This is a genomic window from Micromonospora sp. AMSO1212t (assembly GCF_008868145.1).
GTDB classification, from domain to species: Bacteria; Actinomycetota; Actinomycetes; order Mycobacteriales; family Micromonosporaceae; genus Micromonospora; species Micromonospora tulbaghiae.
The window spans coordinates 1-18,807 of sequence record NZ_WBKS01000017.1; the positions used below are offsets into that span (position 1 = coordinate 1).

15 protein-coding genes are annotated in these 18,807 nt (G+C 73.6%); 8 read left to right on the plus strand and 7 right to left on the minus strand.

Features of this window, described 5'->3' with window-relative positions; genetic code table 11:
* A partial coding sequence (locus F8279_RS07410) for a glycosyltransferase family 4 protein (RefSeq protein WP_151499479.1) occupies positions 1-1,390 on the minus strand: 1,390 nt, incomplete at its 3' end.
* 315 nt (positions 1,391-1,705) lie between these two features.
* Here F8279_RS07410 and glgX point away from each other — a divergent pair.
* The 3 genes from glgX to treZ are packed head-to-tail and all read left to right on the plus strand — an operon-like array spanning position 1,706 to position 7,860.
* Positions 1,706-3,826: a glycogen debranching protein GlgX gene (glgX, locus tag F8279_RS07415; protein WP_091427129.1), complete on the plus strand. Its 2,121-nt coding sequence runs from the start codon at positions 1,706-1,708 to the stop codon at positions 3,824-3,826.
* Between the two features lie 3 nt (positions 3,827-3,829).
* A complete protein-coding gene (gene treY, locus F8279_RS07420; protein WP_091427128.1) occupies positions 3,830-6,130 on the plus strand; it encodes a malto-oligosyltrehalose synthase in 2,301 nt (766 codons plus the stop codon).
* Positions 6,127-7,860, plus strand: coding sequence for a malto-oligosyltrehalose trehalohydrolase (treZ, locus tag F8279_RS07425; protein ID WP_091427127.1), 1,734 nt, complete (start codon positions 6,127-6,129; stop codon positions 7,858-7,860). The genes treY and treZ overlap by 4 nt, the downstream gene beginning before the upstream one ends.
* 5 nt (positions 7,861-7,865) lie before the next feature.
* Here the strand turns inward: treZ and F8279_RS07430 are convergent, their stop codons facing one another.
* Positions 7,866-10,688 carry an AfsR/SARP family transcriptional regulator gene (locus tag F8279_RS07430; protein ID WP_091427126.1) on the minus strand — a complete coding sequence of 941 codons (2,823 nt, stop codon included), beginning with the start codon at positions 10,686-10,688 and terminating at the stop codon, positions 7,866-7,868.
* Between the two features lie 123 nt (positions 10,689-10,811).
* Entirely contained in the window at positions 10,812-11,435 is a 624-nt protein-coding gene (locus F8279_RS07435; RefSeq protein WP_091427125.1) for a calcium-binding protein, read from the minus strand.
* A gap of 237 nt (positions 11,436-11,672) precedes the next feature.
* Between F8279_RS07435 and F8279_RS07440 the strand changes: the two genes are divergently transcribed.
* Positions 11,673-12,320, plus strand: coding sequence for a maleylpyruvate isomerase family mycothiol-dependent enzyme (locus tag F8279_RS07440; RefSeq protein ID WP_091427124.1), 648 nt, complete (start codon positions 11,673-11,675; stop codon positions 12,318-12,320).
* Between the two features lie 54 nt (positions 12,321-12,374).
* On the opposite strand, the gene map is transcribed toward F8279_RS07440, so the two are convergent.
* Positions 12,375-13,148 carry a type I methionyl aminopeptidase gene (map, locus tag F8279_RS07445; protein ID WP_091427123.1) on the minus strand — a complete coding sequence of 258 codons (774 nt, stop codon included), beginning with the start codon at positions 13,146-13,148 and terminating at the stop codon, positions 12,375-12,377.
* Positions 13,149-13,214: 66 nt separating this feature from the next.
* On the opposite strand from map, the gene F8279_RS07450 reads away from it, so the two are divergent.
* The 3 genes from F8279_RS07450 (at position 13,215) to bla (ending at position 15,274) form a co-directional block, all read left to right on the plus strand.
* Positions 13,215-13,505 carry a helix-turn-helix domain-containing protein gene (locus tag F8279_RS07450; protein ID WP_091427122.1) on the plus strand — a complete coding sequence of 97 codons (291 nt, stop codon included), beginning with the start codon at positions 13,215-13,217 and terminating at the stop codon, positions 13,503-13,505.
* A gap of 49 nt (positions 13,506-13,554) precedes the next feature.
* Positions 13,555-14,163 (plus strand): DUF6518 family protein, encoded by a 609-nt coding sequence (locus F8279_RS07455; protein ID WP_091427121.1) that lies wholly within the window; start codon positions 13,555-13,557, stop codon positions 14,161-14,163.
* 184 nt (positions 14,164-14,347) lie between these two features.
* Positions 14,348-15,274 carry a class A beta-lactamase gene (bla, locus tag F8279_RS07460; RefSeq protein WP_091427120.1) on the plus strand — a complete coding sequence of 309 codons (927 nt, stop codon included), beginning with the start codon at positions 14,348-14,350 and terminating at the stop codon, positions 15,272-15,274.
* 13 nt (positions 15,275-15,287) lie between these two features.
* Here the strand turns inward: bla and F8279_RS07465 are convergent, their stop codons facing one another.
* Positions 15,288-16,766 carry a glutamate--cysteine ligase gene (locus F8279_RS07465; protein WP_091427119.1) on the minus strand — a complete coding sequence of 493 codons (1,479 nt, stop codon included), beginning with the start codon at positions 16,764-16,766 and terminating at the stop codon, positions 15,288-15,290.
* Positions 16,767-16,952: 186 nt separating this feature from the next.
* On the opposite strand from F8279_RS07465, the gene F8279_RS07470 reads away from it, so the two are divergent.
* Positions 16,953-17,294 carry a DUF3817 domain-containing protein gene (locus F8279_RS07470; RefSeq protein ID WP_225853180.1) on the plus strand — a complete coding sequence of 114 codons (342 nt, stop codon included), beginning with the start codon at positions 16,953-16,955 and terminating at the stop codon, positions 17,292-17,294.
* Here F8279_RS07470 and F8279_RS07475 read toward each other — a convergent pair.
* Together F8279_RS07475 and F8279_RS07480 are read right to left on the minus strand one after the other, a co-directional pair.
* Complete coding sequence (locus F8279_RS07475) at positions 17,275-18,165, minus strand: alpha/beta fold hydrolase (RefSeq protein ID WP_091427117.1); 891 nt, start codon at positions 18,163-18,165, stop codon at positions 17,275-17,277. The two genes, F8279_RS07470 and F8279_RS07475, sit on opposite strands and share 20 nt — an antisense overlap.
* Positions 18,166-18,201: 36 nt before the next feature.
* Positions 18,202-18,750, minus strand: a complete 549-nt coding sequence (locus F8279_RS07480; protein WP_175438888.1) for a hypothetical protein — start codon at positions 18,748-18,750, stop codon at positions 18,202-18,204.
* Between the last annotated feature and the right edge of the window lie 57 nt (positions 18,751-18,807).

The window sequence follows — 18,807 nt, forward strand, 5'->3', positions numbered from 1 at the left end:
GGCCAGCGGCGGTCAGGAGGTTGCCCTCGGGGACTCGCGGGGTGGCTCGGCCGTGTTCCATGCGGTGCTTGGCGCGGGCGGCGGTGAACGCCGGGTCACCGGCGACGGCGGCGGCGTACGCGGCGGCGGTGCGGGACGCGATGGCGGCCCACCCGTACCTGTCGTGCACCATGGCGCGGGCCCGCCGGGCGAGCGCACGTGCCCGGTCCCGGTCGGACAGCAGCGTGTGCACCGCCTCGGCCAGCCCGTCCGGGTCGTGCGGGGCGAACGTCATCCCGGTGACGCCCGGCTCGACGATCTCGGCCAGCCCGCCGGTACGGGCCACTGCGAGCGGCGCGCCCGCGGCTGCCCCCTCCAGCGCCACCATGCCGAACGGCTCGTAGATGCTCGGCACCGCGAAGCAGTCCGAGGCGGCCATCACGGCGGGCAAATCGGTGCCGCCGAGGAACCCGGGCATGCTGACAGTCGAGCCCAGCCCGAGGCGGTGCACCTCGGCCTCCAGGTCCGCCTTGTACGGCCCGTCGCCGACGATCACCGCGCGCAGCCCGGGGTGCCGCTCGCGCAGCCGGGGCAGCCCGGCCAGCAGGTGCTGCACACCCTTCTCGTACACCAGGCGGCCGGCGAACGTGATCAGCGGACCGTCGGCGGCGAACCGGGCCCGGGCGGCGGCGACCGCCGAGGCGGGCACCCGCCAGCGGTGCGGGTCGACGCCGTTGGCAACCACGTCCACGCGCGCCGCGTCCACGCCGAACAGCGCGCCCACCTCGTCGCGCATGTAGCCGGAGCAGACGATCACCCGGCCGGACTCGCCGGCCAGCCAGTGCTCGACGCCGTGGATGGTGCGGTTCATCTCCTCGGGCAGCCAGCCCTGGTGCCGGCCGGCTTCGGTGGCGTGGATGGTGGTGACCAGCGGTACGTCCAGGTGCTCGCGCAGCGTCATCGCGGTGTGCGCGACGAGCCAGTCGTGGGCGTGGACGACGTCGTAGGCGCCGGATTCGGTGGCGCGTAGCGCGGCTCGGGTGAGGGTGTGGTTGAAGGCCATGGTCCAGGCCAGCAGCGAGCCGGTGGCGAGGGGGAACGTGACGGGGTCCTCGGCGGCGCGGACGATGCGGACGCCGTCGGCGTACTCCTCCAGCGGGGCGCCCTCGGCGTGGCGGGTGACGACCGTGACCTCGTGCCCGGCGGCGGCCAGGGCGACCGACAGCGCGTGGACGTGGCGGCCGAGGCCACCGACGAGCACCGGCGGGTACTCCCACGACAGCATCAGGATGCGCCGGGTCCGGGGCCCCGCCCCGGCCGGCGACGGCGGGGCCGGGCGGGAGGTGAGGGTGGGCCGGTGGAGCCGGTCCGTCGCGGTGGCGGGCTGAGCGCCGACCCGCAGAGTGGTCACGTCGATCTCCGTCCATGCATGGTGAGGCACGCCGGCATCGGTGGCGGCGACGAGCGGTGGTGAGGGGTGGCCGAACGGCCGGGCGGGCCCGCGCGCGTGGGTCCGGATCCAGGAAAGTCCATCTGCCGCCGGTCCGCATCTCCAAAAGGACGATCGTGACGGATGACACCCGAACGTCTGCCCGGCCTCAGGAGGGCGGATTCGGTTACGGTCCGAACGGGTGGATTGACGGGGGGTACGACTGGGCATCACCGGCGTGCGCATCGGCGGTGCCCCCTGTCCGGTGCGCTCACGATCATGGGCCGAAGGAGCGACATGCAGGTCTGGCCGGGCGAGAGCTACCCCCTCGGCGCCACGTACGACGGGATGGGCACCAACTTCGCGATCTTCTCCGAGGTGGCCGAGAAGATCGAGCTGTGCCTGTTCGACGAGTGGGACATCGGCACCGAGCGCCGGGTGGAGCTGCGCGAGGTCGATGCGTACGTGTGGCACGCCTACATCCCCGGAGTCGAGCCCGGCCAGCGCTACGGCTACCGGGTGCACGGGCCGTGGAACCCGGCCGACGGGCTGCGCTGCAACCCGCACAAGCTGCTGCTCGACCCGTACGCGAAGGCGGTCGACGGGGAGGTCACCTGGCACCCGTCGGTCTACGACTACGAGGTCGGCGGCGACCCGGACCGGATGAACACCGAGGACTCGGCGCCGTACATGCCGAAGTCGGTGGTGGTGAACCCGTACTTCGACTGGGGCAACGACCGGCCGCCGCGCACCCCGTACCACCACTCGGTGATCTACGAGGCGCACGTGCGCGGGCTGACGATGCGTCACCCGGGCATCCCGGAGGAGTTGCGCGGCACGTACGCGGCGATCGCCTCCCCGGTGATGATCGAGCACTTCAAGCGGCTCGGCGTCACGGCGGTGGAGCTGATGCCGGTGCACGAGTTCGTGCACGACCACCGCCTGGCCGACCTGGGGCTGCGCAACTACTGGGGCTACAACACGATCGGCTTCTTCGCCCCGCACCACGGCTACTCCGCGCTGGGCCGCCTGGGCCAGCAGGTGCAGGAGTTCCGGGGCATGGTCAAGGCGCTGCACGCGGCCGGCATCGAGGTCATCCTCGACGTGGTCTACAACCACACCGCCGAGGGCAACCACCTCGGGCCGTCGCTGAGCTTCAAGGGCATCGACACGCCGAGCTACTACCGGCTCTCCGAGGAAGACCGGCGCTACTTCGTCGACTACACCGGCACCGGCAACAGCCTCAACGTGCGCAGCCCGCACTCACTGCAACTGATCATGGATTCGCTGCGCTACTGGGTGACCGAGATGCACGTCGACGGCTTCCGGTTCGACCTGGCCGCCACGCTGGCCCGCGAGTTCTACGAGGTGGACCGCCTGTCCACGTTCTTCGAGGTGGTGCAGCAGGACCCGGTGGTCGGCCGGGTCAAGCTCATCGCCGAGCCGTGGGACGTCGGGCCCGGCGGCTACCAGGTCGGCAACTTCCCGCCGCAGTGGACCGAGTGGAACGGCAAGTACCGCGACACCGTACGCGACTTCTGGCGCGGCGAGCCGGCCACGCTCGCCGAGTTCGCCTCCCGCATCTCCGGGTCCGCCGACCTCTACCAGGACGACGGCCGCCGCCCGTTCCACAGCATCAACTTCGTCACCTGCCACGACGGGTTCACGCTCGCCGACCTGGTCTCCTACAACGACAAGCACAACGACGCGAACGGCGAGGACAACCGGGACGGGGAGAGCCACAACCGGTCCTGGAACTGCGGCGTCGAGGGGGAGACCGACGACCCCGGCGTACGCGCGCTGCGCGCGCGGCAGCGGCGCAACTTCCTGGCCACGTTGATCCTGTCCCAGGGCGTGCCGATGCTGGGCCACGGCGACGAGCTGGGCCGCACCCAGCGCGGCAACAACAACGCCTACTGCCAGGACAGCGAGCTCGCCTGGGTCGACTGGGACCGGGCCGACACCGAGCTGCTGGACTTCGTCCGCCGGCTCACCGACTTCCGCAACCGGCACCAGGTGTTCCGCCGCCGCCGGTTCTTCACCGGTCTGCCGGTGGGCGGCCGGGCCGCCGGCTCCGGGCTGCCGGACCTGGCCTGGTACACCCCGGACGGCCGGGAGATGACCGGCGAGGACTGGGGCAACGACTTCGGCCGCTCGGTGGCCCTGTTCGTCAACGGCGACGGCATCGGCGAGCGCGGCCAGTACGGCCAGCGCCACCGGGACGACTCGTTCCTGCTGCTGTTCAACGCGCACGACGCGCCGCTGGACTTCACGCTGCCCGGCGAGGAGTTCGGCACCCGGTGGGAGCTGGTGATCAGCACCGCGGAACCCGATCCGGAGAAGACGACGCTCGTCGAGGCGGGCGGCACGGTCTGCGTGCCGGACCGCTCGCTGCTGGTCCTGGAGAGGACGGCCTGAGCCATGCCCGACACCCCCCGCTCGACCTACCGGGTCCAGGTGCGGCCCGGCTTCGACCTGGACGCCACGGCCGAGCTGGCGGGCTACCTCGCCGCGCTCGGCGTCACCCACCTCTACACCGCGCCCCTGCTCACCGCCACCCCCGGCTCCACGCACGGCTACGACGTGGCCGACCACCGTGCGGTCAACCCGCAGCTCGGCGGCGAGGCCGCCCGGGCGCGGCTGGTCCGGGCGTTGCGCGCGGCCGGGCTGGGCCTGGTCGTGGACATCGTGCCCAACCACGCCGGGGTGGCCCGGCCCGAGGCCAACCCGGCCTGGTGGGACGTGCTGCGGCGGGGACGCGACTCGGCGTACGCGCGCTGGTTCGACATCGACTGGGACCGCGGGCGGCTGCTGCTGCCGGTGCTCGCCGACACCGCCGACGCGCTCGACGACCTGAAGCTCGTCGACGGGGAGCTGCGCTACCACGAGCACCGCTTCCCGGTCGCCGACGGCACCGGCGACGGGACGCCCCGCCAGGTGCACGACCGGCAGCACTACGAGCTGGTGAACTGGCGGCGCGGCGACGCCGAGCTGACGTACCGCCGGTTCTTCGCCGTGTCCGACCTGGCCGGCCTGCGGGTGGAGGACCCGGAGGTGTTCGACGCCACCCACGCGGAGGTCCTGCGCTGGGTCGACGCCGGGGAGGTCGACGGCATCCGCGTCGACCACCCGGACGGGCTGCGCGACCCGGCCGGCTACCTGGCCCGGTTGCGCGCCGCCGCCCCGGAGCGTTGGCTGGTGGTGGAGAAGATCCTGGAGTACGGCGAGGACCTGCCGGACTGGCCGGTCGACGGCACCACCGGCTACGACGCGCTGGCCGCCGTGTCCGGGCTGTTCGTCGACCCGGACGCCGAACCGGAGTTCACCACGCTCGACGGCCGGCTGACCGGGCGGCACACCTCCTGGCCGGACCTGACGCACGCCACCAAGCTGGAGGCCGCCACCCGGCTGCTCGCCGCCGAGCTGACCCGGCTGGCCGCGCTCGTGCCGGAGCTGCCGGGCGAGCAGGTCCGGGCCGCTCTGGCCGAGCTGGCCGCCTGTTTCCCGGTCTACCGCGGCTACCCGCCCGAGGGCGCCCGGCACCTGGCCGCCGCCCGCAGCGAGGCCGGCCGCCGCCGACCCGACCTGACCGGCGTGCTGGACGCGGTCACCGCCCGGCTGCGCGACCCCGGCCACGAGCTGGCCGCCCGGTTCCCGCAGTTCACCGGCGCGGTGATGGCCAAGGGCGTGGAGGACACCGCGTACTACCGGTGGAGCCGGTTCGTCGCCCTCAACGAGGTCGGCGGCAGCCCGGCCCACTTCGGCGTGCCCCCGGCCGAACTGCACCGGTTCGCCGCCAGCCGGCACGTGCGCTGGCCGGCGAGCATGACCGCGCTGTCCACCCACGACACCAAGCGCGGCGAGGACGTCCGCGCCCGCCTCGCGGTGCTGTCCGAGCTGCCCGGCCGCTGGGCCGAGCGGGTCGCCGACTGGATGTCGCGCGCGCCACTGGCCGACCCCGCGCTGGCCCACCTGCTCTGGCAGACCGCCGTCGGGGCGTGGCCGATCGAACGGGAACGACTGCACGGGTACGCCGAGAAGGCCGCCCGGGAGGCGTCGGTCACCACCAGCTGGGCCGACCCGGACCCGGCCTTCGAGCACGAGATGCACGCCCTGGTCGACCGGATGTACGACGACCCGGAACTGCACGCGCAGATCACCGCGTTCGCCGCCGAGATCACCCCGCCCGGCTGGTCGAACGCGCTCGGGCAGAAGCTGGTGCAGCTCGCCATGCCCGGTGTGCCCGACGTCTACCAGGGCACCGAGCTGTGGGAGAACTCGCTCGTCGACCCGGACAACCGGCGGCCCGTCGACTTCGCCGTACGCCGGGACGTGCTGGCCCGGCTCGACGCCGGCTGGCGGCCCGCGGTGGCCGGCGACGGGGCGGCCAAGCTGCTCGTGGTGTCACGGACGCTGCGGTTGCGCCGCGACCGCCCGGACCTGTTCGGCGGCTACCGGCCGGTGCCGGCGCGCGGCCCGGCCGCCGCGCACGCGGTGGCCTTCGACCGGGGTGGCGCGGTCGCGGTGGCGACCCGGCTGCCGCTGCGGCTGGCCCGCTCCGGCGGCTGGCGGGACACGACCGTGTCACTTCCCGTTCATCAGTGCACCGACTTGTTCACCGGGCGGGTCTACAGTGGTTCTGAGCTGCTCCTCGATGATCTGCTGAGCACCTATCCCGTCGCCCTCCTCGCACCCACCGACTCTGTGGAGGCCGCCGCATGACCGAGTTCACGGTGTGGGCGCCCGAGGCCGCCCGGGTGCGGCTGCGCCTGCCCGGCGTCGCCGACCACGCGATGCGTCAGGGGCCGGACGGCTGGTGGCGGGTCGAGGTGCCCGGCACCGGGCCGGGCACCGACTACGCGTTCCTGCTCGACGACGACGCCCAGGCGCTGCCCGACCCCCGCTCGGCCTGGCAGCCGGCCGGGGTGCACGGCCCCAGCCGGCTCTACGACCACGCGGCGTTCGGCTGGACCGACGCCGCCTGGACCGGCCGGCAGCTGCCCGGCAGCGTGCTGTACGAGCTGCACATCGGCACCTTCACCCCGGAAGGCACGTTCGACGCGGCGATCGCCAAGCTCGACCACCTGGTCGACCTCGGCGTCGACATGGTCGAGCTGCTGCCCGTCAACGCGTTCAACGGCGAGCACAACTGGGGCTACGACGGCGTCTGCTGGTACGCCCCGCACGAGCCGTACGGCGGCCCGGACGGCCTGAAACGGTTCGTCGACGCCGCCCACGCCAAGGGCCTGGGGGTGATCCTCGACGTCGTCTACAACCATTTCGGGCCCTCCGGGGCCTACGCGCCGCGGTTCGCGCCGTACCTCACCGAGCAGAGCAACACCTGGGGCCGCACCGTCAACCTGGACGGCCCGCACTCCGACGGGGTACGCCGCTACATCGCCGACAGCGTGCTGACCTGGCTGCGCGACTACCACGTCGACGGGCTGCGGCTGGACGCCGTGCACGCCATGCCCGACGGCCGGGCCGTGCACTGGCTGGAGGAGGTCGCCGCCGAGGTGGAGGCGCTGTCGACGCACCTCGGGCGGCCACTGTCGCTGATCGCCGAGAGCGACCTCAACGACCCGCGCCTGATCACGCCCCGCGAGTTGGGCGGGTACGGCCTGCACGCCCAGTGGAACGACGACGCCCACCACGCGCTGCACACACTGCTCACCGGGGAGCGGCAGGGCTACTACGGCGACTTCGGCTCCCTCGAATGCCTCACCGACGTGCTGACCGGCGGGTTCTTCCACGCCGGCACCTGGTCCAGTTTCCGGGGCCGCAGCCACGGCCGTCCGGTCGACCGGCAGCGCACGCCCGGCCACCGTTTCGTGGCGTACCTGCAGAACCACGACCAGATCGGCAACCGGGCCACCGGCGACCGGATCTCCGCCGCGCTGTCGCCCGGGCTGCTGCGCGTCGGCGCGACACTGCTGATGACCGCGCCGTTCACGCCGATGCTGTTCATGGGGGAGGAGTGGGCGGCCTCCACGCCGTGGCAGTTCTTCACCAGCCACCCGGAGCCGGAACTGGCGACGGCCGTCGCCACCGGCCGCAGGCGGGAGTTCGCCACCCACGGCTGGGCCACCGAAGACGTGCCCGATCCGCAGGACCCGCAGACGTTCCTGCGGTCCCGGCTCGACTGGGCCGAGCTGGACAAGCCGGAGCACCGCGAGACGTACGACCTGTACCGGCGGCTGATCGCGCTGCGCCGCTCCCGGGCCGACCTGTCCGACCCCCGGCTGGACCGGGTCGACGTACGCCATGGCGACCGGTTCCTGGTGATGCGGCGCGGCGACACGCTCGTGGTGGCGAACCTGGCCGGCCGGGCGCAGCGGATCAACCTGCCCGGGGTGGTGCGCCGCGTGCTGCTCGCCACGTCCGAAGGCGTCACCGTCATGCGCGACGGCATCGAGCTGCCGCCGGAGAGCGCCGCGATCGTGGCGCTCTGACCGTCTCACCGGTGAAGTTTGCGCCGTACCGCCTCGGCGTCGGCGTGACCGAGTTCCTCGTACAGCGCGAGTGACCGCCGCCAGGCGTCCCGGGCCGCGTCCGTTCGCCCGGCCGCGGCCCACGTGTCGCCGAGGTGGTCCAGCACGATGCCCTCGGCATGCCGGTCGCCGATCTCGGCGAACAGGGTGAGGGACTGCTGGAAACACTCGACCGCCTGCGCGTACTCGCCCAGGTGGTGGTGGGCGAAGCCGATGCTGTCCCACGTGTTCGCCTGCCCGTACGCGCTCCCGGCCTGCTCGGAGAGGGCGAGCGCGCGGCGGCAGAACGTGATCGCGTCGTGGTGCTCGCCGAGCTGCGAGTGGTACCAGCCGATCGCGTTGAGCGCGACCGCCTGCTTGAGCGGGCTCCCGACCCGTTCGTAGAGGGCGAGGCTCCGCCGGGCGTGCGGCAGCGCCTCGCGGGGTTGCCGCTGCCGGTCGTGGAGCATGCTGAGGTCGAAGTGGGTGTGCGCCCGCCCCTCGTCGTCGCTCAGCGCGGCGAACAGGTCCAGCGCGGCGAGCAGGTTGCGCTGCGCCTCGGCGTACCGGCCCAGGTTGGAGCAGGCCCCGGCCAGGAGCCGGTGCGCCTGGGCCTGCGCCGGGCGGTCACCCGAGCGCCCGGTCGCCTCGACCGCTCGGCGGGCCACCGCGGCCCAGTCGTGCCAGTGGCCCTGCCTGTCGAAGTACGTGGCCAGGGTCCACGAGAGCTGCCCGGCCGCGGCGTCGAGGCCGTTGCCGGCGGCGTACTCGATGATCGCGAGGAGCACCTGGTGCTCGCGGGTGAACCAGGCCAGCGCCGCCGCCAGGTCGTCGAGCCGTTCGACGGTCACCCCCGGCGCGGCGGGGGTGAGGGTCAGCGGGTCGCGCTGCGGGGACAGCAGCAGCGCGGCCGCGTGCGCGGTGTGCAGATGGTGGTCGACCAGCCGGCGCAGCGCGGACCGGGAACCGGCCTCGTCCCCGGCCGCCCGTTCGACAGCGAACGTCCGGACCAGGTCGTGCATGCGGTACCGGCCCGCGACGTGTTCCTGCACGAGGTGCGCGTCGACGAGCTCGCGCAGCGGCCGGCGCAGCTCGTCCGGCGTACGGGCGGTCAGGCCGGCCGCCGCGGCCCGGCTGATGTCCGGCCCCGGGGCGAGGCCGAGCAGCGTGAACACCTCCGCCGCGGCCGGCGTGAGCGCCGCCAGCGATCGGGACAGCACCACCCGCAGGTTCGTGGTCACCTCGTCGCCGGCCAGCGCGTCCAGCGGGCTCGCCGCCGTGGTCAGCTCCGCCGCGACCGACGACAGCGGGAGATCGGGGTGGAGTGCCGCACGGGCCGCCACGATCCCGAGCGCCAGTGGCAGACCCCCGCAGAACCGCACGATGCCGGCGACGGCGTCCGGCTGTTCCGCCACCCGCGCGGCGCCCACCTGTCGCACGATCAGCTCGCGGGCCTCGTCGTCGGGCAGCACGTCCAGCGGCAGCGGTCGCGCGCCGTGGGTGACGACGAGGCCGGCCAGCTGCCGGCGGCTGGTCACCAGGACCGCGCTCGTGGGGGTGCCGGGCAGCAGCGGGATCACCGTGGCGGCGTCGCGGGCGTCGTCGAGGACGACCAGCAGCCGGCGGCCGGCGACGAGCGTCCGGTACAGCGACGCCTGGGCCTGCGGATCGGCCGGGACGCGTGCCGGTTCGACACCGAGCGCTTCGAGGAAGCCGCGCACCGCCACCGGCCATCCGACCGGGTCGCCGGTCGGGTCGAAGCCGCGCAGGTTGACGTAGAGCTGCCCGTCGGGGAAGCGATCGGCGTTGGCGTGCGCCCAGCGCAGGGCCAGCCAGGTCTTGCCGACGCCACCGCCGCCACCGATGGACGAGATCACGACCGGCGACCCGGCGCCGTCCGGGCGTCCGACGTCTGCGAGTTGTTCGTCGAGGCGCGCGAGCTGGGCGGTCCGGCCGGCGAAGACCCCTGGTGACGCGGGTAGCTGCCGGGGCACGCCCGCATCCCGCGCCGCGCCGGGCCCGCCGGTTGCCGTCGCGGTCGGTTCGCCGCCTCCCACAGGGTCCGGCGGCGCGATCGCCGCGTCGGCGGTGAGGATCTGCTGGTAGAGCTGCGCCAGCGGCGGGCTGGGGTCGGTGCCGATCTCGGCGGCCAGCCGGTGGCGCATCCGGTGGAAGTGCTCAAGGGCGTCGGCCTGCCGTCCGCACCGGTACAGGGCGAGCATCGCCTGCGCCGCGAGGCGCTCGTCCCACGGGTACCGGCTGCTCAGTGCCAGGACGTCGGGGAGAAGACGGGCGTGCCGGCCGCGACGCAGGGCGATGTCGTTGCGGTCCAGCGCGGCGGCGAGCCGCTGCCGGTCGAGGGTCTGCCGGTAGGCCACCAGCCACGGGGTGGTCAGCCCGTGGAACGCCTCGCCGCGCCACAGCCCCAGCGCCCGCTCGAGGCAGCTGATCGCCGTGGCGTCGTCCCCGGCGCGCCGGGCCTGCTCGGTCAGTTCGCGGAAGCGGTGCAGGTCGACGCGGTCCGGGTCGACGGCGAGCAGGTAGCCGGGATGGCGCCGGACGATGCGGACCTCGTCGGCGCAGGCCAGCGCCTGGCGGAGCCGGGACAGGTAGCCACGCAGGGTGGCGGCGGCGCCGTCCGGCACCTCGTCGCCCCAGACCCGGCTGATGAGCTGTCCGGTCGCGACGACACGGTTGGGCTCGACCAGCAGGGCGGCGAGGACGCACTGTTGGCGGGCGTGACCGATCCGGACCGCCCGGCCGTCGATCCGGACGTCCAGGTCGCCGAGCACCCGGAACTCCACCGCCACGGACTGTCACGCTAGCCGCAGGCGGTGGCGGTCGGACCGGGCCTGACGACGATCCGACAGGCGACGGCGCACCGGTGCGCGGGGCCCGTTGTCCGAGCCCCGCGGACCGCCGTGCCGACGGGGTCACGGGCAGTTGGTCACGGTCTCGACGCTGGCCCGGCAGTCGTCGGCCACCACGTCCGGGCCACCGTCACCGTCGTCCACGCCGGGGCCGCCGACCAGGGTGTCCACGCCCTTGTCGCCGAAGAGGTGGTCGTCGTTGCTGCCGCCGTCCACGCGGTCGTTGCCGTCCAGGGCGCTGGGTCCGATGAAGCGGTCACCGTGGATGGTGTCGGCGCCGCCGTCGCCGTGGAGGTTGTCGTTGCCCAGGTCACCCCAGATGTCGTCGCCGTTCAGCCCGCCGTAGACGATGTCGTCGCCGGTGTTGGCCTTGATGTCGTCGTTGCCGGCGAGGCCGCAGATGATGTCGTCGTTGACGCTTCCGACGATGACGTCGCGAGCGGTCGTGCCGATGATGAACTCCGGGCCGTTGGCGTTGTTGCTGACGTAGCGCCCGCCCAGCGGCACGTACTCCGGGCTGTATCCGGCCGGCACCGGCGCGCCGGAGTAGGGGCCGCAGTCGGCGGGGACGATGTAGGCCGCGGACGCCGGGGCGGCGCCGCCGGTCAGGCCCGCGACGGCCAGGACGAGTGCCCCGACCGCCGAGGCTGCGCCGGTACGGGGGGTGGAGAGGTAACCGTGTGACATGACGCTTCTCCCTTGCGGTTGATGTGTGCGAGAAGCGTCACCGACGACCGTTGGACGGACGTGCGGCAAACGTTGAACCCGGCCCGCCCTCGGCGCCGATCTTGGAGTTGCGGCGCCTCGAAGGTCGCACATGTCCGGTTCGCGAACCACCGCAACTCCAAGATCGACGGGGCGGGGAGCGGTGAGTTCGTCGAGAGGGGGCGGTCCAACCTCTGACGGCACGACTCTGGAGGTTCCATGTCCGACACGCTGACCCGCCGCGAGCTGTGGGGGCTCGCGCACGCCGAACGCGCCGCCCTCGCCGACGATCTCGCCGGACTCGACGCGGCGCAGTGGGCGCGGCGCTCGCTGTGCGGCCGGTGGACGGTGGAGGAGACGCTCGCGCACATGACGGCGGCGGCGAGCGTCGGCCGCGCCCGCTGGGTCGCCAGCGTGCTCGGCGCCCGGTTCGACTTCGACCTGCACAACGACCGCCGGCTGGCCGAGCACCGGGGCGCCGACCCGGGGGAGACGCTCGACCGGTTCCGCCGGATCATCGGCAGCACCACGTCGACGTTCGGGCCGACCGAGGCGTGGCTCGGTGAGGTGGTCGTGCACGCCCAGGACATCCGGCGTCCACTCGGCCTGACACGGACGCCGTCGGTCGAGGCCGTCACGCCTGTCGCCCGGTTCTTCGCGGGGCGGGACTTCACGGTGGCCGGGCGCAGCGCGATCAACGGCCTGCGGGTGGAGGCCACCGACGGGCCGTTCACCGCCGGCGCCGGCCCGCTGGTCAGCGGCACCACTGTCGCGCTGATGATGGCGATGGCCGGGCGGGCCGCCTACTGCGACGACCTCACCGGGCCCGGCGTGCAGACGCTGCGGGAGCGCTGCACGGCCGCCTGAGGACGCCGGGCGGCGGGAACGCGGGAGAGCTGCGGACGCCTGCCGCAGCGACGTTCACGGCTTCGGCAGCGTCAGGATCTCCGCGCCGTCGTCGGTGATGGCGATGGTGTGCTCGCTGTGCGCGGTGCGGCAGCCGGTCGCGCTGCGCAGCGTCCACCCGTCGGCGTCGGTGACCAACGTGGCGGTGTCCGCCATGACCCACGGCTCCAGCGCCAGAAGCAGTCCGGGACGCAGCGTGTAGCCGCGCCCGGGTCGCCCGGTGTTCGACACGTGCGGGTCCTGGTGCATCGTCGACCCGACGCCGTGGCCGCCGAACTCGGTGTTCACCGAGTATCCGGCTTCGGTGAGGACCGAGCCGATGGCGTGCGAGAGGTCGCCGACGCGGGCGCCGGGACGGGCTGCCGCGATTCCGGCGCGCAACGCCCGTTCGGTCGCGTCGATGAGCGCGACGCTCTCCGCGGGCCGGGCGTCGCCGACGAGGAAGCTGATCGCGGAGTCGGCCACCACCCCGCCCAGCGAGACGGCCAGGTCGAGGCTCAGCAGGTCGCCGTCGGCGAGCGCGTAGTCGTGCGGCAGCCCGTGCAGCACCGCGTCGTTGACCGAGGTGCAGATGTAGTGGCCGAACGGCCCGCGCCCGAACGACGGCTCGTAGTCGACGTAGCAGGATTGCGCCCCGGCCTCGACGATCATGCGCTGCGCCTGCCTGTCGATGTCGAGCAGGTTGGTGCCGACAGTGGTGCTGCTGCGCAGCGTCCGCAGGATGTGGGCGACCAGGGCGCCGGTGTCCCGCGCCCGCCGTACGTCCGTGGGGCTCAGGATCTCGATCATGCGGGCGCCTTTCTCGCGGAACCAATAAGTATCCCGGTCATGTTATCCCGGTATTAGAATCCTGGCATGGTCCGGTTGCCCCTCACCCCCGCCGAGGTCGAGCGCGGGCAGCGCCTCGGCGCGCTCCTGCGGCGTGCCCGGGGTGAGCGTTCGATGCTGCTCACCGCGCTCGACGCGGGCGTCTCCCCGGAGACGCTCCGGAAGATCGAGTCCGGCCGGGTCGCCACGCCGGCGTTCCCCACCATCGCGGCCATCGCCGACGTCCTCGGCCTCTCCCTCGACGAGGTGTGGTCGGAGATCAACCGATCCGAGGCGGCGGTGCGTCTCGCGCCGTCCGAGCGGCGCCTGGCCTCGTAGGGCCGCCCTGTCGGCGAGGAGAGCATACCGAGTATGTAAGCTCCGACGCATGCCACCCACGCGTCGCGCCGTCGCCCTCGTCGTCCCCGTCGCCGGCTTCCTGCTCGGCTTCCTGGACTTCGTCTGGATCAAGTGGGTGCCGTTCCCGTTCGCCGAACTCGGCAACTCCACCGCCACCTGGGCGGTCGCCGCGTTCGCGCTGGGCTGGTGGATCCGGACGGGCGCGGTGCGCGCCGCCGTGGCCGCCAGCGTCCTGCTGATCGTCGCCGTGCCCAGCTACTACCTGGCGGCGACGCTGCTCCAGGGCGACGACCTCGCCGTGATCTGGGCGCTCACCTCGATCGTCTGGATGGCGTTCGGCGTGGTGGCGGGCGTGGTGTTCGGCGTCGCCGGCATCTGGGCGCGGACCGAGGGATGGCGGCGCGTCGTGGGGACCGCGCTTCCGGTGGCCGTGTTCGTCGAGGAGGCGCTGCGGTTCGCGCTGAAGTCGCGGTCCGGCTATCCCGGCGCCTGGTGGAACGTGGCCATCGACCTCGGGCTCGCCGTGCTGCTGGTGGTGCTGATCGGCCGGTCCGCCCGGGTACGGCTGCTGGCCGCCGCGGTGGCGCTGCCGCTGGCCGCGGCGGGCGCGGTCGCGTTCTCCGCCGTCGCGGGCTGACCTGCCCCGTCGGCCGACGGGCCATCGCCGGCCGAGGATGCGAGCCGGTCGAGGCAGCGAGCGGCAGGGCCGGCCAAAGGCTGCGGGCCACCGGGCCGGCCGAGGCGGCAGGCCCGGTGGCCCGACCGGGATCGGCGACAATGATCCGAGAGCGGCGTGGTCAGGACGACGGGGGAGGAAACGGATGATCCGACGGCAGGTGTTCGCGGCGGCGATGCTCACGGCAACGGCTCTGGTGGCCGGCTGCACGACGGACCGGCCCGAAGCCGCACCGCCCACCAGCGCCCCGGCCGCATCCACGCCGAACGCCACACCGAGCGCCGAGTCGGTGCCCCCGCCTGCGGAACTGGCCGCCCTGGAGCGGCGTTCCGGTGCCCGGATCGGCGTCTTCGCCGTCGACACCGGCACCGGCCGCACCCTCGCACACCGCGCCGACGAGCGGTTCGCGTACGCCTCGACGTGCAAGGCGCTCGCGGCCGGCGCGATGCTGGCCGCCACGTCCGACGCCGAGCGGGACCGGGTGGTCCGCTACCGGCGCGTGGACCTGGTGGCGCACTCCCCGGTGACCGAACGGCACGTGGAGACCGGGATGACGCTGCGGGACGCCGCCGAGGCGGCGGTGCGGTACAGCGACAACACCGCCGGCAACCTGCTGTTCGACGCGCTCGGCGGCCCGGCCGGCTTCGAGCGGGCGCTCCGGGAGGCCGGCGACCGGGTCACCCGGCCCGCCCGTGCCGAACCGGAGCTCAACGCGGCCACGCCCGGCGACGAGCGCGACACCAGCACGCCCCGCGCGATGGCCGGCTCGCTGCGGGCGTACGCGCTGGGTGAGGCCCTGCCGCCCGCGGACCGCGACCTGCTGCTGGGCTGGATGCGGGCCAGCACCACCGGGAGCGGGCTGGTCCGGGCCGGCGTGCCGGCCGGCTGGCAGGTGGCTGACAAGTCCGGCACCGGCGGGTACGGCACCCGTAACGACATCGCCGTGGTGTGGCCGCCGGACCGGGCGCCGATCGTGCTGGCGGTCATGACCAGTCGCGACAGCCGCGACGCGGAGCCCGACGACGCCCTGGTCGCCCAGGCAGCGCGGGCGACAGTGACCGCGTTGCGCTGACGGGAGGCCCGGCTCAGGGGATCGGCCACTCGTGCACGGGCCGGTTGCTGTGCATCAGGTCGACGTAGTGGCGGACCACCTCGCGCAGCGCCGCCGGCCGGTCCATGTGGTCGGCCGACTCCAGCCGGTGCAGCGTCTCCACCTGCCAGGTCGCGCCGTTGCGGCCGGTCAGGCAGCGCTGCTCGACGATGCCGAGCAGCCGGTCCCGTTCCGCCGGGTCCAGGCCCCACCGGTCCAGTCCGTGGTGGGCCATCGGCAGCAGCCGGCGCAGCACCAGCTCGGTCACCGGCAGGTAACCGAGCCCGGGCCAGTACACCTGGGCGTCGATGCCGTGCCGGGCGCAGGCGTTGAAGTTCTCCTCGGCCGCGCTGAACGACATCTGCGACCACAGCGGGCGGTCGGACTCGGCGAGCGCCCGCACCAGGCCGAAGTAGAACGCGCCGTTGGCGACCGTGTCCAGCACCGTCGGCCCGGCCGGCAGCACCCGGTTCTCCACCCGCAGGTGCGGCCGGCCCTTGAGCACGTCGTAGACCGGCCGGTTCCACCGGTAGACGGTGCCGTTGTGCAGGCGCAGCTCGGCCAGCTTCGGCACTCCGCCGCTGTGCAGCGTCGCCGCCGGGTCCTCCGGGTCGCAGACCGGCAGCAGCGCCGGAAAGTAGCGCACGTTCTCCTCGAACAGGTCGAACACCGAGGTGATCCAGCGTTCGCCGAACCACACCCGGGGGCGTACGCCCTGGGCCTTGATCTCCTCCGCCCGGGTGTCGGTGGCCTGCTGGAACAGCGGCACCCGGGTCTCGCGCCACAGCTCCCGGCCGAAGAACAGCGGTGAGTTCGCGCCGACCGCCACCTGGACGCCGGCGACGGCCTGGGCCGCGTTCCAGTAGTCGGCAAACTGCGCCGGGCTGACCTGGAGGTGGAACTGGGTGCTGGTGCACGCCGCCTCCGGCGTGATCGTGTCGGCCGTGGTGGCCAGCCGCTCCACTCCGCTGATCGCGATCGGCAGGTCCTCGCCGCGGGCGGCGAAGATCTGCTCGTTGAGCAGCGCGTACCGGGGGTTCGCCGACAGCGTCTCGGCGGTCAGGTGCTCCGGGCGCAGCGTCGGCAGGATCCCCACCATCACCATGTGCGCGCCCACCGTGCGGGCCTTCTCCTCAGCGGCGTTCAGGCTGGCCCGGACGTGCTCCTCGAACGCCGCGGTGCCGGTGCCGGCGAGCCGCCGCGGCTCGACGTTGATCTCCACGTTGAACTGGCCCAGCTCCGTCTGGAACGCCGGGTCGGCGATCGCCTCCAGCACGTCGGCGTTGCGCATGGCCGGGTCGAAACCGTCGTCGACCAGGTTCAGCTCGATCTCCAGGCCGGTCATCGGCCGCTCCACGTCGAACCGGGACTCGCGCAGCATCTCGGCGAACACGTCCAGGCACCGCCGGACCTTGTCGCGATAGCGGGCCCGGTCCTCCCGGCTGAAGGTACGCACGCCGACGTCCTCGCCCATGGTCACCACCCTGTCACCGTTGGTTCTCCCCAACCTCGCACGGAGTGACGGGTCAGGAAAGGCCCGGAGGCCCTTTTCTCTACCCCGTGGCGGCCCCGGTGATCCCCGTCGCGGGGCAGCGGGTTCCGTCCGGGCGGCCCGGCCCGGGCGGCTAGCATGGCCGCCGACGGCGAAGGGGAGTGGCTGATGCGCGACGGGTGGATCCGGGCGTTCGTGGTGGCGGCGTTCGCCGAGGGATGCTCGTGGGCGGCGCTGCTGGCCGGCATGGCGGTCAAGTACGGCCCGCCCGGCAACGAGATCGGCGTGAAGATCTTCGGCCCGATCCACGGCGCGCTGTTCGTGGTCTACGGCGTGCTGACGCTCGTGGTGGCCCTACGGCGCCGCTGGACGCTCGTGCAGACCGGGCTGGCCCTGGCCAGCGCGGTGCCCCCGTTCGCCACGGTGCTGTTCGAGCGCTGGGCGAGCCGCCGGGGCCTGCTCGACGCGCCGGCTCCGGTGGAGCAGCCGCTCACCCCCGCGGGTCGCTGACCGCGGCGACCTCCTCCGCGAGGAAGCCGGCCAGCACGTCGGTCAGCTCCCGCGGCGCCTCCTCGGCCATGTGGTGCCCGGACGGGATCGACGCGGTCCGCACGTCGTCGGCCCAGTCGCGCCAGATGGCGGCCGGGTCGCCGTAGAGGTCGACCATGTCGTCGCGCTCGGACCAGGCGAACAGCACCGGGCAGGCGATCCGGCGCCCGGCGGCCCGGTCCGCGTCGTCGGCCGCCCGGTCCGGGCCGAGCCCGGCACGGTAGTCCTCGCACATGGCGTGCACAGTCGCCGGATCACCGATGGCGCGCCGGTAGTCGGCGTACGCCTGCTCGCCCATCTCCTCCGGTGATCCGCCGTACCAGGCGTCCGGATCGGCGTTGATCACCCGCTCGGCCGGCTTGGCGAGCTGACCGAGGAAGAACCAGTGCCACCAGCGGGCGGCGAACCGGGCGTCGCAGCGGGCCAGCGCCTCGCCGATCGGCACCCCGTCGAGCACGCCGAGGCGGCTCACCCGGTCCGGGTGGTCCAGGGCGGTCCGCATGGCCACGTAGGCGCCGCGGTCGTGACCGATCACCGCGGCCCGGCGGTGCCCGAGCGCGTCGAGCAGGCCCACCACGTCCGCGGCCATCGCCCGCTTGGAGTAGACCGTGTGCTCCGGGTCGCTCGGCGGCTTCGACGAGCCGCCGTAGCCGCGCAGGTCCGGGCAGATCACCGTGTGCCGCGCGGCCAGCCGCGGCGCCACCCGGTGCCAGGTCGCATGGGTACGCGGGTGCCCGTGCAACAGCACCACGGGCGGCCCGGAGCCGCCGTGGCGTACGCGCAGGCGGACCGCGCCGACGTCGATCTCGGTGAGCGTGAAGCCGGGGAACATGGCCGCAGCGGTGCCCGCCACCGGCGACGGGGAAACCTATGTCAGCGCTGAGCAGGCGGCCACGCCGAACAGCAGCACGGCGCCGAGCATCGCCTGCAGGAGCAGCGCCGGCCCCAGGTGCGACCAGAGCGTGGCGGTACGCGGCGTCAGCAGTTGGCCGGTGGTCAGGTTGACGATCCGTTCGATCCGCGGCGGCAGGTCCTCGTCGCGTTGCGCCCGCAGCGTGAGCTGGACGTGGTCGCCGGGGTGCAGCGCGCTCTGCGGCAGGTGGCCGTGCAGCTCGACCTCGACCAGCCGGCCGGTGGCGTCGCGTACCCGCACCGGGGTGACCAGGAACTCCGGCCCCTTCTTCAGCTCCTTGAAGCTGCGCCGCGCCCCGCCGCCGCCGCTGCTGAGCAACGCGCGCACCACCTTCAGCAGCAGCCCCACCACCCCCGCGGCGGTGAGCACCGCGACCAGCGCGGGCTGCCCGACCCGTACCTCCCGGGCGTAGCCCTCCATCAACCGGACCAGACGCCCGGTGACGACGCGTTCCGTCGGGCGGACGACGCGTCGGGTGTACAGCTCCGTGTCCATGTTCACCACCGAGAGTCCCGTTCCGTGCACAGATGGTATCGGCCCTTCGGGTTGAACGACGTGAAT

Bases quoted from the DNA above. Each gene is read 5' to 3' on its own strand.
- glgX (WP_091427129.1), top strand. From the start codon at position 1,706: ATGCAGGTCTGGCCGGGCGAGAGCTACCCCCTCGGCGCCACGTACGAC.
- F8279_RS07435 (WP_091427125.1), bottom strand. From the start codon at position 11,435: ATGTCACACGGTTACCTCTCCACCCCCCGTACCGGCGCAGCCTCGGCG.
- map (WP_091427123.1), bottom strand. From the start codon at position 13,148: ATGATCGAGATCCTGAGCCCCACGGACGTACGGCGGGCGCGGGACACC.
- F8279_RS07450 (WP_091427122.1), top strand. From the start codon at position 13,215: ATGGTCCGGTTGCCCCTCACCCCCGCCGAGGTCGAGCGCGGGCAGCGC.
- treY (WP_091427128.1), top strand. From the start codon at position 3,830: ATGCCCGACACCCCCCGCTCGACCTACCGGGTCCAGGTGCGGCCCGGC.
- F8279_RS07475 (WP_091427117.1), bottom strand. From the start codon at position 18,165: ATGTTCCCCGGCTTCACGCTCACCGAGATCGACGTCGGCGCGGTCCGC.
- F8279_RS07470 (WP_225853180.1), top strand. From the start codon at position 16,953: ATGCGCGACGGGTGGATCCGGGCGTTCGTGGTGGCGGCGTTCGCCGAG.
- F8279_RS07455 (WP_091427121.1), top strand. From the start codon at position 13,555: ATGCCACCCACGCGTCGCGCCGTCGCCCTCGTCGTCCCCGTCGCCGGC.
- bla (WP_091427120.1), top strand. From the start codon at position 14,348: ATGATCCGACGGCAGGTGTTCGCGGCGGCGATGCTCACGGCAACGGCT.
- treZ (WP_091427127.1), top strand. From the start codon at position 6,127: ATGACCGAGTTCACGGTGTGGGCGCCCGAGGCCGCCCGGGTGCGGCTG.
- F8279_RS07465 (WP_091427119.1), bottom strand. From the start codon at position 16,766: ATGGGCGAGGACGTCGGCGTGCGTACCTTCAGCCGGGAGGACCGGGCC.
- F8279_RS07440 (WP_091427124.1), top strand. From the start codon at position 11,673: ATGTCCGACACGCTGACCCGCCGCGAGCTGTGGGGGCTCGCGCACGCC.